The sequence below is a fragment of the Algibacter sp. genome (assembly GCF_039977455.1).
Lineage (GTDB): Bacteria > Bacteroidota > Bacteroidia > Flavobacteriales > Flavobacteriaceae > Algibacter_B.
The window spans coordinates 442,536-460,850 of the sequence record NZ_JBDWDG010000022.1 but is presented as its reverse complement, the minus strand read 5'-3'; the positions used below and the strand labels follow the sequence as shown (position 1 = coordinate 460,850).

Below are 18,315 nucleotides of genomic sequence, written 5' to 3'. Positions count from 1 at the left end.
TAAGTGAAACACATGAAATTTAAAATGAAAATGATAATATGAAGTACACAGAAGAAATTTCAAATAAATTAAATGAATTATTAGTAAAAAATTATGATGCCGAAAAAGGGTATCTAAATGCTGCTGAAAATGTCGATAGTCCAACTTTAAAAATATTTTTTAAACGAAGAGCAACCCAGCGAAGTGAATTTGCTAAAAACTTAAGGACAGAAATTTTAAGGTATGGCCAGATTCCAGAAGATTCAGGAAGTTTTAAAGGTGTCATGCACAGAAATTGGATGAGTTTAAAGTCGCTTTTTTCTTCAAATGATGAAGAAGCCATTTTGCAAGAAGCTATTAGAGGAGAGCAAGCAAGTCTTGAAGAGTACGACGAGATTTTAAAAGATAAAACCTTGCCGCCAACCATCGATTCGATGTTATATAAACAGCGTAACGAAATTCAAGCAGCAATCAATATTGAAAAAGTACACGAAGAATTAGTGTCATAAAAATAAGTTGGTTTGGTTAGTAAAGAGTGGGATCCATAGGGTTCCGCTTTTTTTTGTTTACAACTCTTTAAAAATTCACTTTAAGGGAGCCTAAATTCTATGTATTTTTATACACTTCGTTTTTCGCTCTAAACGAATAATCACATCAACAAATAAACATGTTTTTATGTATTTAATTTTCGATACCGAAACTACCGGATTACCAAAACGTTGGGATGCACCAATTACAGATACAGATAATTGGCCTAGGTGTATTCAAATTGCATGGCAATTGCATGATGGTATGGGTAACTGTATTGAAAGTCAGGATTATTTGGTTAAACCAGAAGGCTTTAATATCCCATATGATGCTGAGAAAATTCATGGTATTTCAACCGAATTGGCTCAAGAACAAGGTGTGCCTTTGGCAGAAGTTTTAGAGAAATTTAATGCTGTTTTAGGAAAAACAAAATTTGTAGTAGGGCAAAACGTTAAGTTCGATTTAAATATTATGGGTGCCGAATTTGTTCGTGGCGCCATTGAAAACCCTTTGCAGGAATTACCCGTTCTAGATACGTGTACCGAACATACAGCAAGTTTATGTGAAATTCCGGGAGGACGTTATGGAAAATTTAAACTTCCTACGCTAACAGAATTACATGAGTTTTTGTTTAACGTACCTTTTTCTGAAGCGCACAATGCCACCGCCGATGTAGAAGCAACAACCCGTTGTTTTTTAGAGTTAATACGTTTGGGCGAGTACACAAAAGAGCAGCTTGATGTGCAGCCTGAATATTTTGAGGATTTCAAAAAAGAAAACCCCGATACCATTCAGCTTATTGGTTTAAAGCATATTAACCTAAAAAAGGAAAGTGCTAAAATTAATGCACGGTTAAAAAAGGCACAGGAGGTTGATATTTCCTCTGAGGAAATTAATCAAAATGTTTCCGATTTAGCCGATGTCGACTTTGTGCATTTACATAATCATTCGCAATTTTCGGTATTACAATCTACTATGGGGGTTGCCGATATTGTTGCGGCAGCAGCCAAATTTAATATGCCGTCTGTAGCTTTAACCGATCACGCTAACATGATGGGGGCTTTTCACTTTATAAATGCTGTAAATAAACATAATAAAGTGGCCGAAGCTAAAATTGCTGAAGCAGAAGAAAATGGTGAATCTACCGATGTAAAAACGATAAAACCAATTATAGGTTGCGAGTTTTTTGTTTGCGAAAATCACCTAGATAAATCTAGAAAAGATAACGGCTATCAAATTGTATTGTTAGCCAAAAATAAAAATGGGTACCATAATTTAGCAAAACTATCGTCGCATGCCTTTGTAGACGGGTTTTACTATTTACCAAGAATTGATAAAAAGTTAATCCAACAATATAAAGAAGATATCATTGTATTAACAGGAAACCTTTATGGTGAGGTACCTAGTAAAGTTTTAAACGTTGGTGAAAATCAAGCTGAAGAGGCATTGCTTTGGTGGAAAGAAGAGTTTGGCGACGATTTATACGTGGAGCTTATGCGTCATAATCAAGATGATGAAGATCGTGTAAACCCAACGTTAATAAAGCTTGCTAATAAACACAATGTTAAACTAATAGCGACCAATAATACGTATTATCAAAATCAAGAGGATGCTAATGCGCATGATATTTTATTATGTGTAAAAGATGGTGAAAAACAGGCTACTCCAATTGGTCGCGGACGTGGGTATCGCTACGGCTTACCAAATCAGGAGTATTATTTTAAATCGCCTGATGCCATGAAGGAATTGTTTAAGGATGTTCCTGAAGCTATTATAAATGCGCAAGAGGTGGTGGATAAAATTGAGGGCTACCAACTTGCGCGTGATGTATTATTGCCTGCGTTTGATATTCCGGAGGAATTTAAACATGAAGAAGATGATGTAGATGGCGGAAAACGTGGGGAGAATGCATTCTTAAGGCATTTAGTGTATCAAGGTGCAAGAAAACGATATGGTGAAGAGTTATCGGAAGTCGTTGTTGAGCGTTTAGACTTTGAGTTAAGCGTTATAGAAAATACGGGATATCCCGGATATTTCTTAATTGTTGAGGATTTTATTCGCGAAGCTAGAAAAATGGATGTTTCGGTGGGTCCAGGCCGTGGTTCTGCGGCAGGATCTGTGGCAGCTTATTGTTTATGGATTACAAATATAGACCCTTTAAAGTACGATTTGCTTTTTGAGCGTTTCTTAAATCCAGATCGTGTGAGTATGCCCGATATTGATATCGATTTTGATGATGAAGGTCGAAGTCGTGTTATGGATTATGTAATTGATAAGTACGGTAGTAATCAAGTAGCACAAATTATTACTTACGGTACCATGGCGGCAAAATCGTCTATTCGTGATACGGCGCGTGTGTTGGACTTACCTTTGTTTGATGCTGATAGGATTGCGAAATTAATCCCGAATATGTCTAAACTAGGGAAGATTTTTGGTCTTTCTGAAAAGGAACTTGGGAAAAAATTTAGAGCAGAAGATTTAGAAAAAATCAACGAGCTTCTAAATATTGCCGACGGTAGTGATTTACAAGCGGAAACTTTAAACCTAGCAAGAACCCTTGAAGGTTCTGTTAGGAATACAGGAATCCATGCCTGTGGTGTTATTATTACGCCCGATGATATTACTAAATTCGTACCGGTTTCTTTAGCTAAAGATTCCGATTTGTATGTTACCCAGTTTGATAACTCGGTGGTGGAAGATGCGGGGTTATTAAAAATGGATTTTTTAGGGTTAAAAACGCTGACTTTAATTAAAGATACCGTTAAAATTGTTAAAGCGAAGCACGATATTTTACTCGACCCGGAAACATTTCCCCTTGACGATGAAAAGACTTATGCTTTATTCCAGCGTGGAGAAACTGTTGGTGTGTTCCAGTATGAATCTCCAGGGATGCAAAAACACCTTCGTGATTTAAAGCCTACTGTTTTTGAAGATTTAATTGCCATGAACGCCTTGTATAGACCAGGGCCAATGGAATATATTCCAAGTTTTGTTAGAAGAAAACATGGTGATGAGGAAATAGAATACGATTTACCGGCCATGGAAGAATACCTAAAGGAAACTTATGGTATTACGGTATATCAAGAGCAGGTAATGTTGCTTTCTCAAAGTTTAGCAGATTTTACAAAAGGTGAAGCCGATGTACTGCGTAAGGCGATGGGTAAAAAGCAAATTGCCGTACTTGATAAAATGAAACCTAAATTTATTGAGCAAGCCAGTGCTAAAGGACATGATGCTAAAATTCTAGAAAAAGTTTGGAAAGATTGGGAAGCCTTTGCGAGTTATGCCTTTAATAAATCGCATTCCACATGTTATGCGTGGATTGCTTACCAAACCGCCTATTTAAAAGCGCATTATCCTGCGGAATATATGGCGGCGGTATTATCTAACAACATGAACGATATCAAGCAGGTTACATTCTTTATGGAAGAATGTAAACGTATGAAACTTGATGTTTTAGGGCCCGATGTAAACGAATCATTTTATAAGTTTTCTGTAAATAAAGATAATGCGGTACGTTTTGGAATGGGTGCCATAAAAGGTGTTGGTCATGGTGCTGTTATAACTATTGTGGAGAATAGAAAAGAGGACGGACCTTATAAATCGATATTTGATTTCGCAAAACGAATAGACTTAAGGGCAGCTAATAAAAGAGCCTTCGAAAACCTTGCTTTGGCAGGAGGTTTTGATGGCTTAAGTGATGTTCATCGTGCACAATATTTTCATGATGATGGCGATGGTATAACCTTTTTAGAGAAGGCTATTAAATTTGCTCAAAAGTATAAAGAGAACGAGAATTCGGCGCAGATCGATATGTTTGGGGAGCAAAGTAGCGTTCAGTTTGCAGAACCAGAAGTGCCGCCTTGCGAGGAATGGGGTACCATGGAAAAATTGAGTAAAGAGCGTGAGGTTGTTGGGGTTTATATATCAGGACATCCGTTGGATGATTTTAAAACCGAAATGAAAACCTTTTGTAATGGTACCGTAGGTATGTTTAATACTTTAGAGCCTTATGTTAATAGGGAGCTGGTTTTTGGTGGTGTGGTAACCGATGTGCAGCATCGTGTTAGTAAGCAAGGTAAAGGCTGGGCTATGTTTACTATTGAAGATTATACCGATAGCTTTGAGTTTAGAATTTTTGGAGAGGAGTATTTAAAATTCAGGCATTTTTTATTACAAAATAGTTTTGTGTTTGTTAAAGCATTTATACGCGAAGGTTGGGTCAATAAAGATACGGGCAAGAGAAGTGATCCTAGATTGCAATTTAATAGTTTCCAGTTGTTGCATGATGTGATGGAAAATTATGCTAAAAAGTTATCCATACAGTTAAATATTAAAGATCTTGATGAACAAAAAATAACAGCTTTAAAAGAATTGCTGCACATGCATCCTGGAAATCAAGCTTTAAATTTCTTGGTGTATGATATGAAAGAAAAAATAAAACTGAATATGTCTAGTAGAAGGCAAAAGGTGAAAGTTTGTCAAGAACTAATTAGTGAGTTGGAGGCTCAAGATGTAAAATTTAAGTTGAATTAGCCTATTTGTGATGCTAAATTAACAATGCAAATTTGAAGTTCTACACCCGCGCAAGGGATTGAACGGTTCGACTGCGCTCACCGCAGGCTAAGTGTTTGAGCGCCCGACGTAGGAGGTGCGAGTAGTGAAAGCCCGACCCTTGGGATGCGCCCTATAAAATTAAATAAAGCTAGCCAATAGCGTTATAGGTAAAACAAATTGTTGGTTTGTAAGCTTTCGTTTATTTTTTGACTAAATTTGTGTTATTAAAACGAATTAAAAACTTATTAAAATATAAATATTATGGCATTAGAAATAACAGATGCGACGTTTGAAGAAGAAGTATTAAAGAGTGATAAGCCAGTTTTGGTGGATTTTTGGGCTGCCTGGTGTGGACCATGTAGAATGGTTGGACCTATTATTGAGCAAATTAGCGAAGAATATGAAGGTAAAGCCGTTGTTGGTAAGGTAGATGTTGATGCTAACCAAGAGTTTGCTGCTAAATATGGTGTGCGTAACATACCTACAGTTTTAGTGTTTCAAAACGGTGAGGTTGTTGGTCGTCAAGTTGGTGTTGCTCCTAAAAAAGCTTATACAGATGCTATTGAAGGTTTATTGTAATAGATAAATAAAAAGAAACTTAAAAAGGTTTGCCGTTATGGTGAACCTTTTTTTTATTTTAGATGAAAATAATAAAAAACCATGAGTAAAACGATAAAAGTACAAGATGCTATTGATCGCAAATTAATTGAGGAACGCAAAGTGTTTTTGTGGGGACAGGTAGATGATAAATCGGCTAAACATGTAATTGACAGATTACTTTATTTGGATGCCTTGGAGACTAAGGATATTCAGTTATACATAAATAGTCCTGGTGGTTATGTAACTTCAGGTTTTGCTATGTATGATTGTATAAAATCTTTAAATAGCGATGTGTCTACAATATGTACAGGCTTGGCAGCTTCTATGGGATCTATTTTGTTGTCTGTTGGAACTAAAGGAAAACGTTTTATACAACCACATGCTCGAGTAATGATTCATCAACCTAGTGGTGGAGCAAGAGGACAAGCAAGTGATATTGAAATTACGGCTCAAGAAATTATAAAGACTAAAGAGTTAAGTGCTAAAATATTAGCAGATAATTGCGGACAGGATTACGAAAAAGTAATTAAAGATTTTAACCGCGACCATTGGATGGGGGCAGAGGAATCTGTGGCTTATGGTATTGTTGATGGAATTATCTAATTTTTTAGAAAATCGAATAAAGATGAACTTTAGATGTATTTGATGTCTTTTTTTCTTGATTCGGGTAACTAGTTGGTCTAACATCTTAAATAAATGAACTTACAAAACGAACTTAATAAAGCAGAAGGATTTAAAAATCTTGAGCTACTTGCAAAACAGGTGGTTGAAGGTTTTATTTCTGGAATGCATAAAAGTCCGTTTCATGGGTTTTCGGCAGAATTTGCTGAGCATAAAATTTATAATCAAGGTGAAAGTACACGCCATATAGATTGGAAATTGTTTGCTAAAACGGATAAGTTGTATACAAAGCGTTATGATGATGAAACCAATTTACGTTGTCATATTATTGTAGATAATAGTAGCTCCATGCATTACCCAAAGCGGGATGCGTTTTCCATTAATAATCTAAACAAAATTGGGTTTTCGGCTTTAGCAGCAGCTTCTTTAATGCAAATTTTAAAAAAGCAACGCGATGCTGTTGGTTTAAGTATTTATAGCGATAGTTATGATTATTATGCGCCAGAGAAAGGGAGCGAGCGTCACCACCAAATGCTTTTAAGTCATTTAAGCGAAGCGGTAGTTTCAAGACCGTTAAATAAACAAACCGAAACGTATAAGTATTTGCATGAAATTGCAGAAAAGATTCATAGGCGCTCTATGATTTTTTTATTTACTGATATGTTTCAAACCAAGGAAGACGACGCGCGTTTATTTGAAGCCTTAAGGCATTTAAAATATAATAAGCATGAAGTAGTGCTTTTTCATGTGTTTGATAAGAAAAACGAGCTTAATTTCGAATTTGATAACAAGCCTAAGCGCTTTATTGATGTTGAAACTGGCGAATACATTAATTTGTATGCCGATTCTATAAAAGAAAGTTATAATAAAGCTGTTGTTGCGTATTTTGAAGCTTTAAAATTAAAATGTGCACAATACAAAATAAAGTATGTTGAGGCCGATATTAATGGCGATTTTAGTAACATCCTCACTACGTACATGATAGAGCGCCAAAAATTTGGATAGCAGCTCTTTTTTGAAAGGGTTGAAAAAATTTTTTCATTTTTTTTTAAAAAAAGTTTTAAAAAGCTTTGGGTAATTGAAAAAGGCGGTTATCTTTGCACTCGCAATAATGCAACGGTCTGGTAGTTCAGTTGGTTAGAATGTCGCCCTGTCACGGCGAAGGTCGCGGGTTCGAGTCCCGTCCAGACCGCAAAAATTGCAAAAAGAAAGCTCTGAGAAATTAGGGCTTTTTTTGGCAATTATAACGACGTTGTGTTGATCACGCCAAAAGCGTGATGTAGTTATACCAAAGTGATTTGGTATTCCAATGGAAAGCTTTCCTTTTTTCTGTGAAGAAGATGGGGATGCTTTTTTGTTTTAGGGCTGTTGCATTGCATTCACAGGTAGTGTTTTTATAACATGCAGGTCCTTAAAAAAATCATGCTATAAGTCAAGAAAAAAGAGTTGCAATAAATAATTGCCTTTTTTTTTGTTCTATTTAATGATTTGGGCAATTAAGTTTTAAATACTAATGGTGTTTAAAAAAAAACCGCTACAAGTATATGTATCTAGTACTAAAAAAACCTACAATTTTTTTTATACATTTGTTAAAGGTTGTACATACTATTTACATTATGCTAAATACGCTTAAATTACTATAAAAATATTTTAGGCGATTCTCTCTATTTACAAACCATAAGGCTAATTAAGTTAATGGTGTAATTGTGTGCTAACTAGTCGTTTTTAAACCACAAAGGTTTTAAGGACAGTATTTAGAGAAAAATTGTATGAACATTTACACCATAATAATTACAGAGTTTTTACTTTTATCTTCCTGCATACTTCTGTTATTTAAATTAAGAGCTAGAATTGGTTTAGCACCCCTTTATATTCTTTTAGGCGCCATTCAATATTTACAAGCTAATTTAGGGAGTACATTTAGTTTTAATGTTTTTAGTGAATATGTTATTTACCCTGGGTCCATAATTTTGTTTAGTGGGGTGTTATTTGCTGTGTTATTAATTTATATAAAGGAGGGGGTAGCAAGTGCTAGAGCTCTTATTATTGGTATTGTTGTTTCAAACATTTTCATGTCCTTGATGTTTGAAGTTACTTATTTACAGGAAATTGTTATTAGTCAAATTAACAACACGCCATTAAATACAGATTCTGTATTTAATATAAATTTTGAATATTTTTTTAGTGGCACAGTTATATTGTTAGTAGATTTCTTTTTGCTTGTTATTCTATACCAATATTTAATTTTAAAATTTAACAAACTACCTTTTTTCTTAATTCTGTTTACAGCGCTTTGTACTATTTTGGTTTTCGATGCTATAGTTTTTAATGTGGCTTTATTTTATGGAACCCCATTGTTTGCAACATCATTATTAAGTCATGTTTTAGGCAAATCGTTAGCTGCATTCTTATTTTCAATAATTCTTTATTTATATGTTAAACATGTAGATAGTGAGCATAATAAGGTAACTTTTGTAGCCACCCAAGAAAGGGACATATTTTCGATATTAAATTATAGACAAAAATATAATGACCTGAAGATTCAAAAAAAGGAAGATGAAAAAAGGTTAACATCTCAATTAGAAACAACCTTAAATAATATTTCTGATGGTTTTGTGTCTTTAGACACCAATTGGTGCTATACATTTATAAACCAGAAAGCAGCAGATTTTTTAGAAAAAACACCAAGCAGTTTAATCGGGAAACATATCTGGACAGAGTTCCCAAGTGGTGTTGGTACGTCGTTTTATGAGGCTTATTATAGAGCTGTTGAAACTCAACAAACCCAAAGTTTTCAGGAGTATTACAAGCCCTTAGGTAAATGGTTTGATTATAGGGTTTATCCTTCTGACGAAGGTTTGTTTATTTATTTTACAGATATTACAGAACAGAAAACAGCAGAGATAGCTTTAAAGGAAAGTGAATACCGGTTAAGAACTATTTTAGAAACAGAGCCAGAATGCATTAAACAACTAAATGCCCAAGGTGAATTAATTTATATGAATCCTGCTGGGTTAAAAATGATTGAAGCAGATAGTTTAGAAATGGTAAAAGGGAATTCTGTTATAAATATTGTTAACCCTAATTATCATGATGCCTTTAATAAAATTATAATTGATGTTTTTAATGGGGGCTCTGGGAAACTTGAATTTGAGATAACTGGAATTAAAGGCACAAAGCGGTGGTTAGAAACGCATGCTGTTCCATTAAGAGAAACCAATGGGGATATTGTTTCATTACTTGGTGTTACAAGAGATGTTTCCGATAGGAAAAATGCCGAAGCCAAATTAATTAAAAATGAAGCCTTATTTCGTAGTTTAACATCAAATGCTCCAGTTGCAATATTTCAAACGGATAAGGATGGGGCCTGTAATTATGTGAATGAGGAATGGGTAAAATATGCCGAAAAACCTTTTGAGGCAGCCTTAGGGAGTGGATGGTCTAATACTATTCATCCTGAAGATAGAGAAAGGGTGTTAAAAGAGTGGCAAGGATCTATAAAAACAAATACTGAATTTACTTCAGAATTTAGGTTTCAAAATGAAAAGAAACAAGTTACTTGGCTTTCAGCTAAAGCTGTTGGGCTATACGACAACCAAAATAACTTATATGGCTATATTGGAATGGCTTTGGATATTACCAAGGCCAAAAATGCCAAAAAACGTTTAATTGAAAGTAAAGAATACCTTGATAATATAATAAATAATATAGGGGATCCTGTATTTGTAAAGGATGATAAAAGCCGTTTTCTAATAGCTAATAATGCTTTTTATAATTTATTTAATCGGACTAAAGAAGAAATAATAGGTCGAGATTTTGCTGATGATGTGCTTAATGAGGAAAGAGAGCGGTATTTAAATATAGACAAGCAAGTAATATCTGAAGGTGTTGAGTGCGTTTATGAAGATGATGTTAATCTCAAAGACGGAAAAACTCGGTTTATTTCTACCAAGAAAACGAGGTTTATTGATGGCGATGGAAATAAATTATTAATAGGCGTTATTAGAGATATTACCGAACTAAAAACTGCCGAAAATCTTGTAAAGGAAAGTAAAGAATACCTTAATAATATTATAAACAATATTGGTGATCCTGTATTTGTAAAGGATGATCAGCATCATATATTATTAGTTAATGATGCCTTTTGCGTACTTTTTAATCTCTCTAGAGCCGATATTATTGGAAAAACACTTGCGGAGAACCTGCCACAAGATGAAAGTGAAAGCTTTTTAAGGATTGATAAAGAAGTGCTTAGGACAGGTGTTGAGAATTTAAATGAAGAACGTTTTACTTTTAATGGCAAAGAAACACGCATAATAGCGACAAAAAAAACTAGATTTATTGATGGCAATGGAAACAAGTTTTTAATTGGAGTTATTAGAGATATTACCAAACGTAAAAAAGCAGAGGTTGAACTAGAAAACCACAAGCATAATTTAGAAGCATTGGTAGAATCTAGAACTTCAGAATTAGAAAAGGAAAAAATAAAAGCCCAATCGGCAGATTTAATGAAGTCTGCATTTTTAGCCACCATGTCTCATGAGTTACGCACACCAATGAACTCTATAATAGGCTTTACAGGGATATTAATAAAGGAATTAGCAGGGCCTCTTAACGAGGAGCAAAAAAAGCAACTAGAAATGGTGAAAAATAGTGGTGTACATTTATTAAGTTTAATTAATGATGTTTTAGATATTTCTAAAATTGAAGCAGGTAAGCTAAAAGTGTCATTTTACTATTTTGATTATTTAAAGTGTTTAGAAAAAACAACGGACTTTTTATTGCCTCAGGTAACAGGAAAAGGACTAAAGCTAGTTACTGAGATTTCTGCCATGGATATAGGGCTTATTAGTGATGAAAGACGGGTAGAGCAAATTCTTTTAAATTTACTTTCAAATGCAATAAAATTTTCAAAAAAAGGAACTATTCTTATAAAAGTAGATGTTGTTGATAATATGGTTATTACTCAAGTTATAGATGAAGGCATAGGGATAAGTAAAGACGATATTGTGAAGTTATTTATGCCTTTTATTCAAATTGAGGGTGGGCTAAATAGAAATCATGAGGGTACTGGTCTTGGATTAGCAATTAGTAAAAATTTAATTGAAAAATTAGGAGGTACTATTGAAGTAGAAAGCCAATTAGGAGTGGGAAGTAATTTTACATTTAAATTACCTTTGGAGTATTCCAAGGATAAAATAATTAACTAAATAAGATGCAAATTTTTAAGAATATATGATATTCATCTTAATAGACTCAAAACCATGAAGCCATCAGTTTTAATTATTGAAGATAATGAGCAAAATATGTATATGTTATCGTATTTGCTTAAAAAGAATAATTACAAGATTCTTGAGGCCTATAATGGTGTTGAAGGTTTGCAGTTGGCGCATGACAAACACCCTGAGATTATTTTATTAGATATACAGTTACCCGATATGGATGGCTATGAAATATGTGTTAAATTACGGCACAATGGGTTGCCTAAAAGCACCACAATTATTGCAGTAACCTCATATGCTATGGGAGGAGATAGAGAAAAAGCGCTAGAAGCTGGAGCAGATGGGTATATTGAGAAACCTATAAATCCTGATACGTTTTTAAGTCAAATGGAAAATATTCATAGTGCTAAAAAATAGAATGAAATAGTATGAAAACTATATTAATAGTAGATGACATCTTTGAAAACTTGTACTTACTTAGGGTAATTCTTGAGAAGGCAAATTTTGAGGTTATTGAAGCTAAGGATGGTAAGGTTGCCCTAGAAAAATTGCGTAAAAATAGTGTAGATCTTATTATTTCTGATATTTTGATGCCTGTTATGGATGGCTATTTGTTATGTCAAGCATGCAAAAAAGATGAATTACTTAAACACATTCCCTTTGTTTTCTATACATCAACTTACACCGAAAAATCTGATGAAGATTTTGCTTTAAAACTTGGTGCCTCACATTTTTTAATAAAACCTACCGACCCGGATGACATAATAAAATTAGTCCAAGAGTTGTTAACCGTTGGCCATTCACCTTTAAAACCTAAAGAAGAACAATTTACAGAAAAAGAAGTTTTAAAACTTTATAGTAAGCGACTTATTCGAAAGCTAGAGCAAAAGAATTTAGATTTAGAAAAAGAAGTATTAGAGCGCCAAAAATTTGAACATAAACTAATTAATGAAAATGTAATATTAGATTTAATAGCTAATAATGCACCTATTAAAAAAGTTTTTGACCACATTATAAATAACTACGAATCGCTGCATCCAGGATTTTTTGGAACCATTAGTTTGTTGGAAGAAGATGGTTTGTCTTTAAATCTTATTTCTGGGCCAAAGCTACCAGAGTCCTATAATTTAGCTATTAAGAGCGTAGTAATAGGTGAAGGCGTTGGTTCTTGTGGTGCAGCTGCATTTACTAAAAAACCAGTTATTGTTTCAGATATTAGCAAAGATGCGTTATGGGTTGATTACAAAGAACTTGCATTAAAACACCATTTAAAATCATGCTGGTCCATTCCAATACTTTCAGAAAATGATATTGTTTTAGGAACCTTCGCTATTTATAGTTATTCGGTTAATACCCCTTCACTAGAAGATATTAGAGAATTAAATTCTGCTGTTAGTTTAGCAAAAATTACCATTATAAAATTTAATATAATGGCAGCGGTTAAAAAAAGTAATGAATCTTATAAAGCGTTAGTTAATCAAGCTAGTGATGCTATCTTTACATATTCTTTCGATGGTGATATCTATGATTTTAATGAAGCAACATACCAGATGTTGGGGTATACAAAAAAGGAGTTTTTAAAATTAAAAATCCAAGATATCCTAGTTGGAGACATTATTAAAAGTACTAAGCGGTATCAAGAATTACTCAAAGGTAAACCCGTAATGTTAGAAAGGCAATTAGTCTGTAAAGACGGTACAATAATTGAAGCAGAAATTTCGGCAAAATTACAAAACGATGAAAAAACGCTTGCAATAGTTCGTGATGTTACAGAGCGTAAAAAAGCTGAGTTAGCCTTAAAGCAAGCTAAAGACTATTCAGAAAGTCTTATTGAATCCCTGCATGAAGGCTTGGTTGTTTATGATACAGATACAAATATTATAAAAGTTAATCCGTCGTTTTGCAGAATGTCGGGGTTTTCGGAAGAGGAATTAGTTGGTCAACAATATCCTTATTCGTTTTGTCCGCCAGAAATCATAGAGGAGTCTAAATTACGTCATAAAAAAGCATTATTAGGCGATGTAATTCCAAACTTTGAAAGTGTCTATATGCGTAAGGACGGTAAGCGGTTTAACGTTAATGTAATGGTTTCGTATATTAATGATTCTGACGGAAACAGCATGGCTTATTTTGGAACCATCATTGACACTACAGAGCGTAAGAAAGCCGAAATAAAGCTTATAGAAAGCGAACGAAATTTAAGGCAATCTCAAAGAGTTGGTAATATAGGTTCGTATTCTATAGATATTAATACAATGCTTTGGGATAGTTCGCGGGTGTTAGATACTATTTTAGGTTTAACAGAACAAGATACATTCGTTAAAAGTGTTGAAAACTGGGTTGGCTTGGTTCATCCTGAAGATAGAGAAGAAATACTAAGTCTTTTTGAAAATAACGTTTTAAAAAATAATGAAAAATTCGACTATGAATATCGATTTATACGATTAGATAATGAGGAAGTGCGGTGGGCGCATGGTTTTGGTGAATTGGTTTTTGATAGTAAAGGGAATCCAATAAAAATGATTGGAACGGTGCAAGATATAACGTCCCGAAAACAATTTGAATTACAAATAAAAGAAAGTGAAAAATCTTTAATAGAAGCACAGAAAATAGCAAAAATCGGTAGTTTTAACTTAGACTTAAAAAAGCAAATTGCAAAAACTTCAGCTATATTTAATGAAATAATAGGGGTTGATCTTAACGCGGAGGTAAGCTTTGATTTGTGGAAAACAATAGCGCACCCTGAAGACAGATTACTCATCAAAAATACGGTGAAACAAGGTGTAGAGTTAAAGCAAAAAATCGATTTAGAATGTAGAATTTTAACTAAAAACACTAAAGAGTTAAAATGGATTCATGGTTTAGCAGAAGCAGTGCTCGTAAATGGAGAGGTTACCATGTTTTTAGGTACCATTCAAGATGTTACCGAAAGAAAGCAAAATGAATTAGCGCTTAAAGCGGCAAAAGAGTTTAGTGATAAACTTATTATGTCTATGCAAGAAGGTTTGTTAATTGTTAATTTGGAAGGTCAAATTATTATGGTTAATGACTCGCTTTGCGATATTTTTGGTTATTCGCAAGAAGAACTTATTGGTTTAAATCTACCTTATCCTTTCGCAAAAACTGAAGATTTAGAATTAATGTTAAAAACTAAAGAAGAGGTTGCTAAAGGGGAAACAAAGTCTTTTTATTTAGAGTTTATTAGGAAAAACGGTGAAAAATATTTAGTGTCGTTTTTGTCGGGTAACATTAAAAACGATAAAGGCGAAGTAATTGCCTTGTTTGCTACCATAAAAGATGTTTCGGAAGAAGAAAAAGCCAAAAGAATTTTAGAAGATGTGGCGAAAAAATCCATCTTAAAGAAAAAAGTAATTATGGAACTGACAGCTTTGGTAGGGTCAGATTATCATAAAACCTTAAAACAAATAACATCCATAGCAGCTTCTACTTTAAATGTTGCGCGTGTTGGTATCTGGAAATTTAATGAGGAAAGAACAAATCTTGTTTGCGAGAATTTATATAATTTAGAAACAGGAGTATGTGAAAGTGGAATGGTTCTAACCAGAAAAGATAACCCAATCTATTTTGAAGCCTTAACTGGCAACCAAACCATAAGTGTTGCAGATGCCGTAAATAATGATATTACAAAAGGTTATGCGAAAAATTATTTAGAACCTTTAGGTATTTCTTCTTTGTTAGATGTGTTTATTCAAGGCAACCAAGGTATGCATGGTGTTATTTGTTTTGAGCACATTGGAGAAAAGAGAGATTGGACAGCTGATGATGAGGAATTTGCAACCTCCATTGCTAGTATTGTGTCACTAATGGTTGAAAGTTCCGAGCGTAAAACAGCAGAAAAAAATCTTGTTGTGGCAAATGCTGAACTTTCTAATGCTAATATAGAGTTAAATCATTTACGCGAGCAATTAGAGCAAGAAAACGTATATCTAAGAAACGAGTTAGATTTAGTGTTTAACTACGAAGAAATGGTTTATGGGAGTGAAGTGTTTAGTAATGTTTTAACAGAAATTGAAAGAGTTGCGCCAACTAATGCTACTGTATTATTGTTAGGAGAATCGGGTACCGGAAAAGAGTTGTTAGCAAGGGCTATTCATAATACAGGGTTACGTAATACCAAGCCATTAATTAAGGTAAATTGTTCTGCCATTCCTAGGGAACTTATGGAAAGCGAGTTATTCGGGCATAAAAAAGGCTCGTTTACAGGTGCTTTTAGTGATAAAATTGGGAAATTTGAATTGGCTCATGAAGGTACTTTATTCTTAGATGAAATAGGGGAACTGCCTTTAGATATGCAGCCAAAAATTTTGAGGTTTTTGCAGGAGGGAGAAATTGAAGTGGTTGGTGGAACAGAATTAAAAAAGCTAGATGTAAGGGTGATAGCAGCTACTAATCGAGACCTTAAAGAAGAAATAGAGAAAAAACAATTTAGAGAAGATTTGTATTTTAGACTTAATGTATTTCCTATAAAAGTTCCTGCATTAAGAAATCGTAAAGAGGATATTCCGTTATTGGTAGAGCACTTTGTGGATAAGTTTAATAAGTCTTACGAAAAGCATATTAAATTTATACCAAATGAATCCATGGATGGTCTTAAAATGTATGACTGGCCAGGGAATATAAGAGAATTAGAAAATTTAATAGAAAGAGCTGTCATCTTATCAGATTCAGAAACTTTAATGCTTTCGCCTGTAAGCGAATCTTCAGTATTAAGTGAATTAGCGGTAAGAACATCTAACTTAACACTTAATCAAGTGCAACGAAACCATATTATTAAAATACTCGATCAATGTGATTGGAAAATTGATGGTGAACATGGGGCTTCAAAATTGCTTGATATTAAACCTAGTACATTAAGAGACAGGATGAAAAAACTAGGTATAAATAAACCTGCTAAAAAGTAACGGTATACCGTGAAAATCTATTTGTAGGTAAAAACACCAACGGCATACCGTGAGTTCTTATTGGTGTCTGTTAATTTTATTTTTTATATAACATACTGAAAATAAGACAATTACGTTTTGTTTTTCAGGCGTTTTATGTCTGTGGCACGCGAATTGGTATTCAGTTTTAAATTGAATAACAGTTATGAGTAAGCCTATAAAATGTAATAAAACTATAATTTGGTTAGAAGAAAATATCCTCTTCTGCAAATTTATTGGCGATGAATGTAATAATACTAAATTTAGTAAGGATTGCTTAGAGGAATATATAAGAGTTATTACTGAGATATCCGATGGAAGTTATTTTCCGCTAGTCATAGACCTTAAGCAACTTAAAAATAATTACGCCCTCTCTGTTATTAAAACTATGGCAAACCATTTAGAGTTTAGGTCTGCTATATTATCAAAATCTTTTGTGGTCAATTCCTTTTATGTGCAATTTGCTTTTATTGCATCAAAAGTTATTCAAGACCCCGTAGCTCCTAATAAAGTTTTTTTGAGTTACAATAAAGCAGTCGCTTTTTCTTTAGAAACCAACCAATCTTTTAACGCACTATATTAATGGAAGCAATAAAAAAATCAATAACAATAAAAAATGCGAAGTTTTGGACCAATGCTTTGGGGGTTATTTTTTGTGAACTTAGTAACACAGAAAACTATAAAATCCTAGAAGTAGATTTGGTAAAAAAGTATGAGCAAGCAATTTTTACATTGTCGGAAGGTAGGTCTATGCCTTTTGTAATAGATATTAGGGATAATCAAGGTAATATTAGTATTGATGCTGCCAAGTTACTTGCTAATAGTTCAATTTTGAAAAAAATAAGAATTTCAGAGGCCTTTATAATTAATTCAATTAATGCAAAACTATTAATAAACTCATACAAAAGAATTTATGAGCCCAATACGCCTTTTAAAATATTTAAGGATTTTGATGAAGCATTAGCCTATTCAGTTAATACTAAAAAACTACACGATGCAAGCAATTAAAAATTACAAATGGCGCACAAATCCAGATATTGCTATTTTGGAATTTATAAAGGACAATGTTGCTGTTTCTGTGTCTGATAAACTTGGTCGAATAATATATGCTAATGATTGTTTTTGTGCTAAAATAGAATGTAAGGAAAATGAGCTTTTAGGTGTTGTAAATAGTATATTCTTATCGAAAATTAATGAAAATTCCTTTTATAAAAATTTGTGGAATAGGTTAGAGAACGGCTGCGTATGGCAAGGTGCGTTAAATTATAAAACAAAGACACAAAAGTTAATACGTTTTGAAACCACAATTGTCCCATTGAAGGATACTAAAGGTAACGTAGAAAGTTTTGTATTTATGTACTTAGATGAAGTTAAAGTTAATCAAGAATGCTATGAACCTAGCATGTAATAAAATTTAAACAATCATATTAAATCTTCTACTTTAGAAGGTTATTAGGCTTTTATATTTTACTTGAAATCTAGTTTTTGATAATAGTATTAAAGTTTATGGTTCTTATTTTAAATCAAAACCAAAAATGTTATGAAACTAGTACAAAAAGAGGTAAGAAAACAAAGGTCAGAAGATAATTTAAAAGAGTTTTTAATAAATGACACTAGTATTTCTGTAACGGACGTCATTGGAAGTGTTCTTTATGTAAATAATAATATTTCAGACTTAATAGAAATTCCAAATCCAAGAATTGTACATAGTTAAATAGCGCTATAAAAACTCCAACATAGGAGGCTAGGCTTATTTTGTAAAAAAAACAATGTACTATAATTACTGTATTAGGAGTGTATGATTACCAGTAAAAATACTTTAATATACATATTTATAAGTACACGGCACAATTTTAATTTATGGTTTA

General features: G+C 33.3%; 12 protein-coding genes and 1 tRNA gene. All 13 read left to right on the top strand.

Features of this window, described 5'->3' with window-relative positions:
* Positions 1 to 38: 38 nt before the first annotated feature.
* The 13 genes from ABJM36_RS10885 to ABJM36_RS10825 all read left to right on the top strand — a co-directional run bounded on the left by ABJM36_RS10885 (position 39) and on the right by ABJM36_RS10825 (position 18,161).
* Positions 39 to 488 carry a PA2169 family four-helix-bundle protein gene (locus ABJM36_RS10885; protein WP_348451473.1) on the top strand — a complete coding sequence of 150 codons (450 nt, stop codon included), beginning with the start codon at positions 39 to 41 and terminating at the stop codon, positions 486 to 488.
* A gap of 166 nt (positions 489 to 654) precedes the next feature.
* Positions 655 to 5,043: a DNA polymerase III subunit alpha gene (gene dnaE, locus ABJM36_RS10880; RefSeq protein ID WP_348451472.1), complete on the top strand. Its 4,389-nt coding sequence runs from the start codon at positions 655 to 657 to the stop codon at positions 5,041 to 5,043.
* 282 nt (positions 5,044 to 5,325) lie between these two features.
* The gene (gene trxA / locus ABJM36_RS10875) at positions 5,326 to 5,643 is read left to right on the top strand and encodes a thioredoxin (protein ID WP_092848165.1); all 318 of its coding nucleotides are present in this window, start codon (positions 5,326 to 5,328) and stop codon (positions 5,641 to 5,643) included.
* A gap of 81 nt (positions 5,644 to 5,724) precedes the next feature.
* A complete protein-coding gene (locus ABJM36_RS10870) occupies positions 5,725 to 6,267 on the top strand; it encodes an ATP-dependent Clp protease proteolytic subunit (protein ID WP_348451471.1) in 543 nt (180 codons plus the stop codon).
* A gap of 93 nt (positions 6,268 to 6,360) precedes the next feature.
* Positions 6,361 to 7,290 carry a DUF58 domain-containing protein gene (locus ABJM36_RS10865; protein ID WP_348451470.1) on the top strand — a complete coding sequence of 310 codons (930 nt, stop codon included), beginning with the start codon at positions 6,361 to 6,363 and terminating at the stop codon, positions 7,288 to 7,290.
* A 113-nt stretch (positions 7,291 to 7,403) separates the two neighbouring features.
* A tRNA-Asp gene (locus ABJM36_RS10860) sits at positions 7,404 to 7,477 on the top strand.
* Between the two features lie 577 nt (positions 7,478 to 8,054).
* Positions 8,055 to 11,495, top strand: a complete 3,441-nt coding sequence (locus tag ABJM36_RS10855) for a PAS domain S-box protein (protein ID WP_348451469.1) — start codon at positions 8,055 to 8,057, stop codon at positions 11,493 to 11,495.
* A gap of 54 nt (positions 11,496 to 11,549) precedes the next feature.
* On the top strand, positions 11,550 to 11,924 hold the full coding sequence (locus tag ABJM36_RS10850) for a response regulator (RefSeq protein ID WP_348451468.1): 375 nt from the start codon (positions 11,550 to 11,552) through the stop codon (positions 11,922 to 11,924).
* 11 nt (positions 11,925 to 11,935) lie between these two features.
* Complete coding sequence (locus ABJM36_RS10845) at positions 11,936 to 16,429, top strand: PAS domain S-box protein (RefSeq protein ID WP_348451467.1); 4,494 nt, start codon at positions 11,936 to 11,938, stop codon at positions 16,427 to 16,429.
* 184 nt (positions 16,430 to 16,613) lie between these two features.
* The gene (locus tag ABJM36_RS10840; RefSeq protein WP_348451466.1) at positions 16,614 to 17,030 is read left to right on the top strand and encodes a hypothetical protein; all 417 of its coding nucleotides are present in this window, start codon (positions 16,614 to 16,616) and stop codon (positions 17,028 to 17,030) included.
* A complete protein-coding gene (locus tag ABJM36_RS10835; protein ID WP_348451465.1) occupies positions 17,030 to 17,455 on the top strand; it encodes a hypothetical protein in 426 nt (141 codons plus the stop codon). Before ABJM36_RS10840 ends, ABJM36_RS10835 begins: the two co-directional genes overlap by 1 nt.
* Positions 17,442 to 17,855, top strand: a complete 414-nt coding sequence (locus ABJM36_RS10830; RefSeq protein ID WP_348451464.1) for a PAS domain-containing protein — start codon at positions 17,442 to 17,444, stop codon at positions 17,853 to 17,855. The genes ABJM36_RS10835 and ABJM36_RS10830 overlap by 14 nt, the downstream gene beginning before the upstream one ends.
* A gap of 132 nt (positions 17,856 to 17,987) precedes the next feature.
* Positions 17,988 to 18,161 carry a hypothetical protein gene (locus ABJM36_RS10825; protein WP_348451463.1) on the top strand — a complete coding sequence of 58 codons (174 nt, stop codon included), beginning with the start codon at positions 17,988 to 17,990 and terminating at the stop codon, positions 18,159 to 18,161.
* Positions 18,162 to 18,315 lie beyond the last annotated feature (154 nt).

Coding starts and splice junctions, on each gene's coding strand:
- ABJM36_RS10835 (WP_348451465.1), top strand. CDS start 17,030: ATGGAAGCAATAAAAAAATCAATAACAATAAAAAATGCGAAGTTTTGG.
- trxA (WP_092848165.1), top strand. CDS start 5,326: ATGGCATTAGAAATAACAGATGCGACGTTTGAAGAAGAAGTATTAAAG.
- ABJM36_RS10855 (WP_348451469.1), top strand. CDS start 8,055: ATGAACATTTACACCATAATAATTACAGAGTTTTTACTTTTATCTTCC.
- dnaE (WP_348451472.1), top strand. CDS start 655: ATGTATTTAATTTTCGATACCGAAACTACCGGATTACCAAAACGTTGG.
- ABJM36_RS10870 (WP_348451471.1), top strand. CDS start 5,725: ATGAGTAAAACGATAAAAGTACAAGATGCTATTGATCGCAAATTAATT.
- ABJM36_RS10825 (WP_348451463.1), top strand. CDS start 17,988: ATGAAACTAGTACAAAAAGAGGTAAGAAAACAAAGGTCAGAAGATAAT.
- ABJM36_RS10840 (WP_348451466.1), top strand. CDS start 16,614: ATGAGTAAGCCTATAAAATGTAATAAAACTATAATTTGGTTAGAAGAA.
- ABJM36_RS10830 (WP_348451464.1), top strand. CDS start 17,442: ATGCAAGCAATTAAAAATTACAAATGGCGCACAAATCCAGATATTGCT.
- ABJM36_RS10865 (WP_348451470.1), top strand. CDS start 6,361: ATGAACTTACAAAACGAACTTAATAAAGCAGAAGGATTTAAAAATCTT.
- ABJM36_RS10885 (WP_348451473.1), top strand. CDS start 39: ATGAAGTACACAGAAGAAATTTCAAATAAATTAAATGAATTATTAGTA.
- ABJM36_RS10850 (WP_348451468.1), top strand. CDS start 11,550: ATGAAGCCATCAGTTTTAATTATTGAAGATAATGAGCAAAATATGTAT.
- ABJM36_RS10845 (WP_348451467.1), top strand. CDS start 11,936: ATGAAAACTATATTAATAGTAGATGACATCTTTGAAAACTTGTACTTA.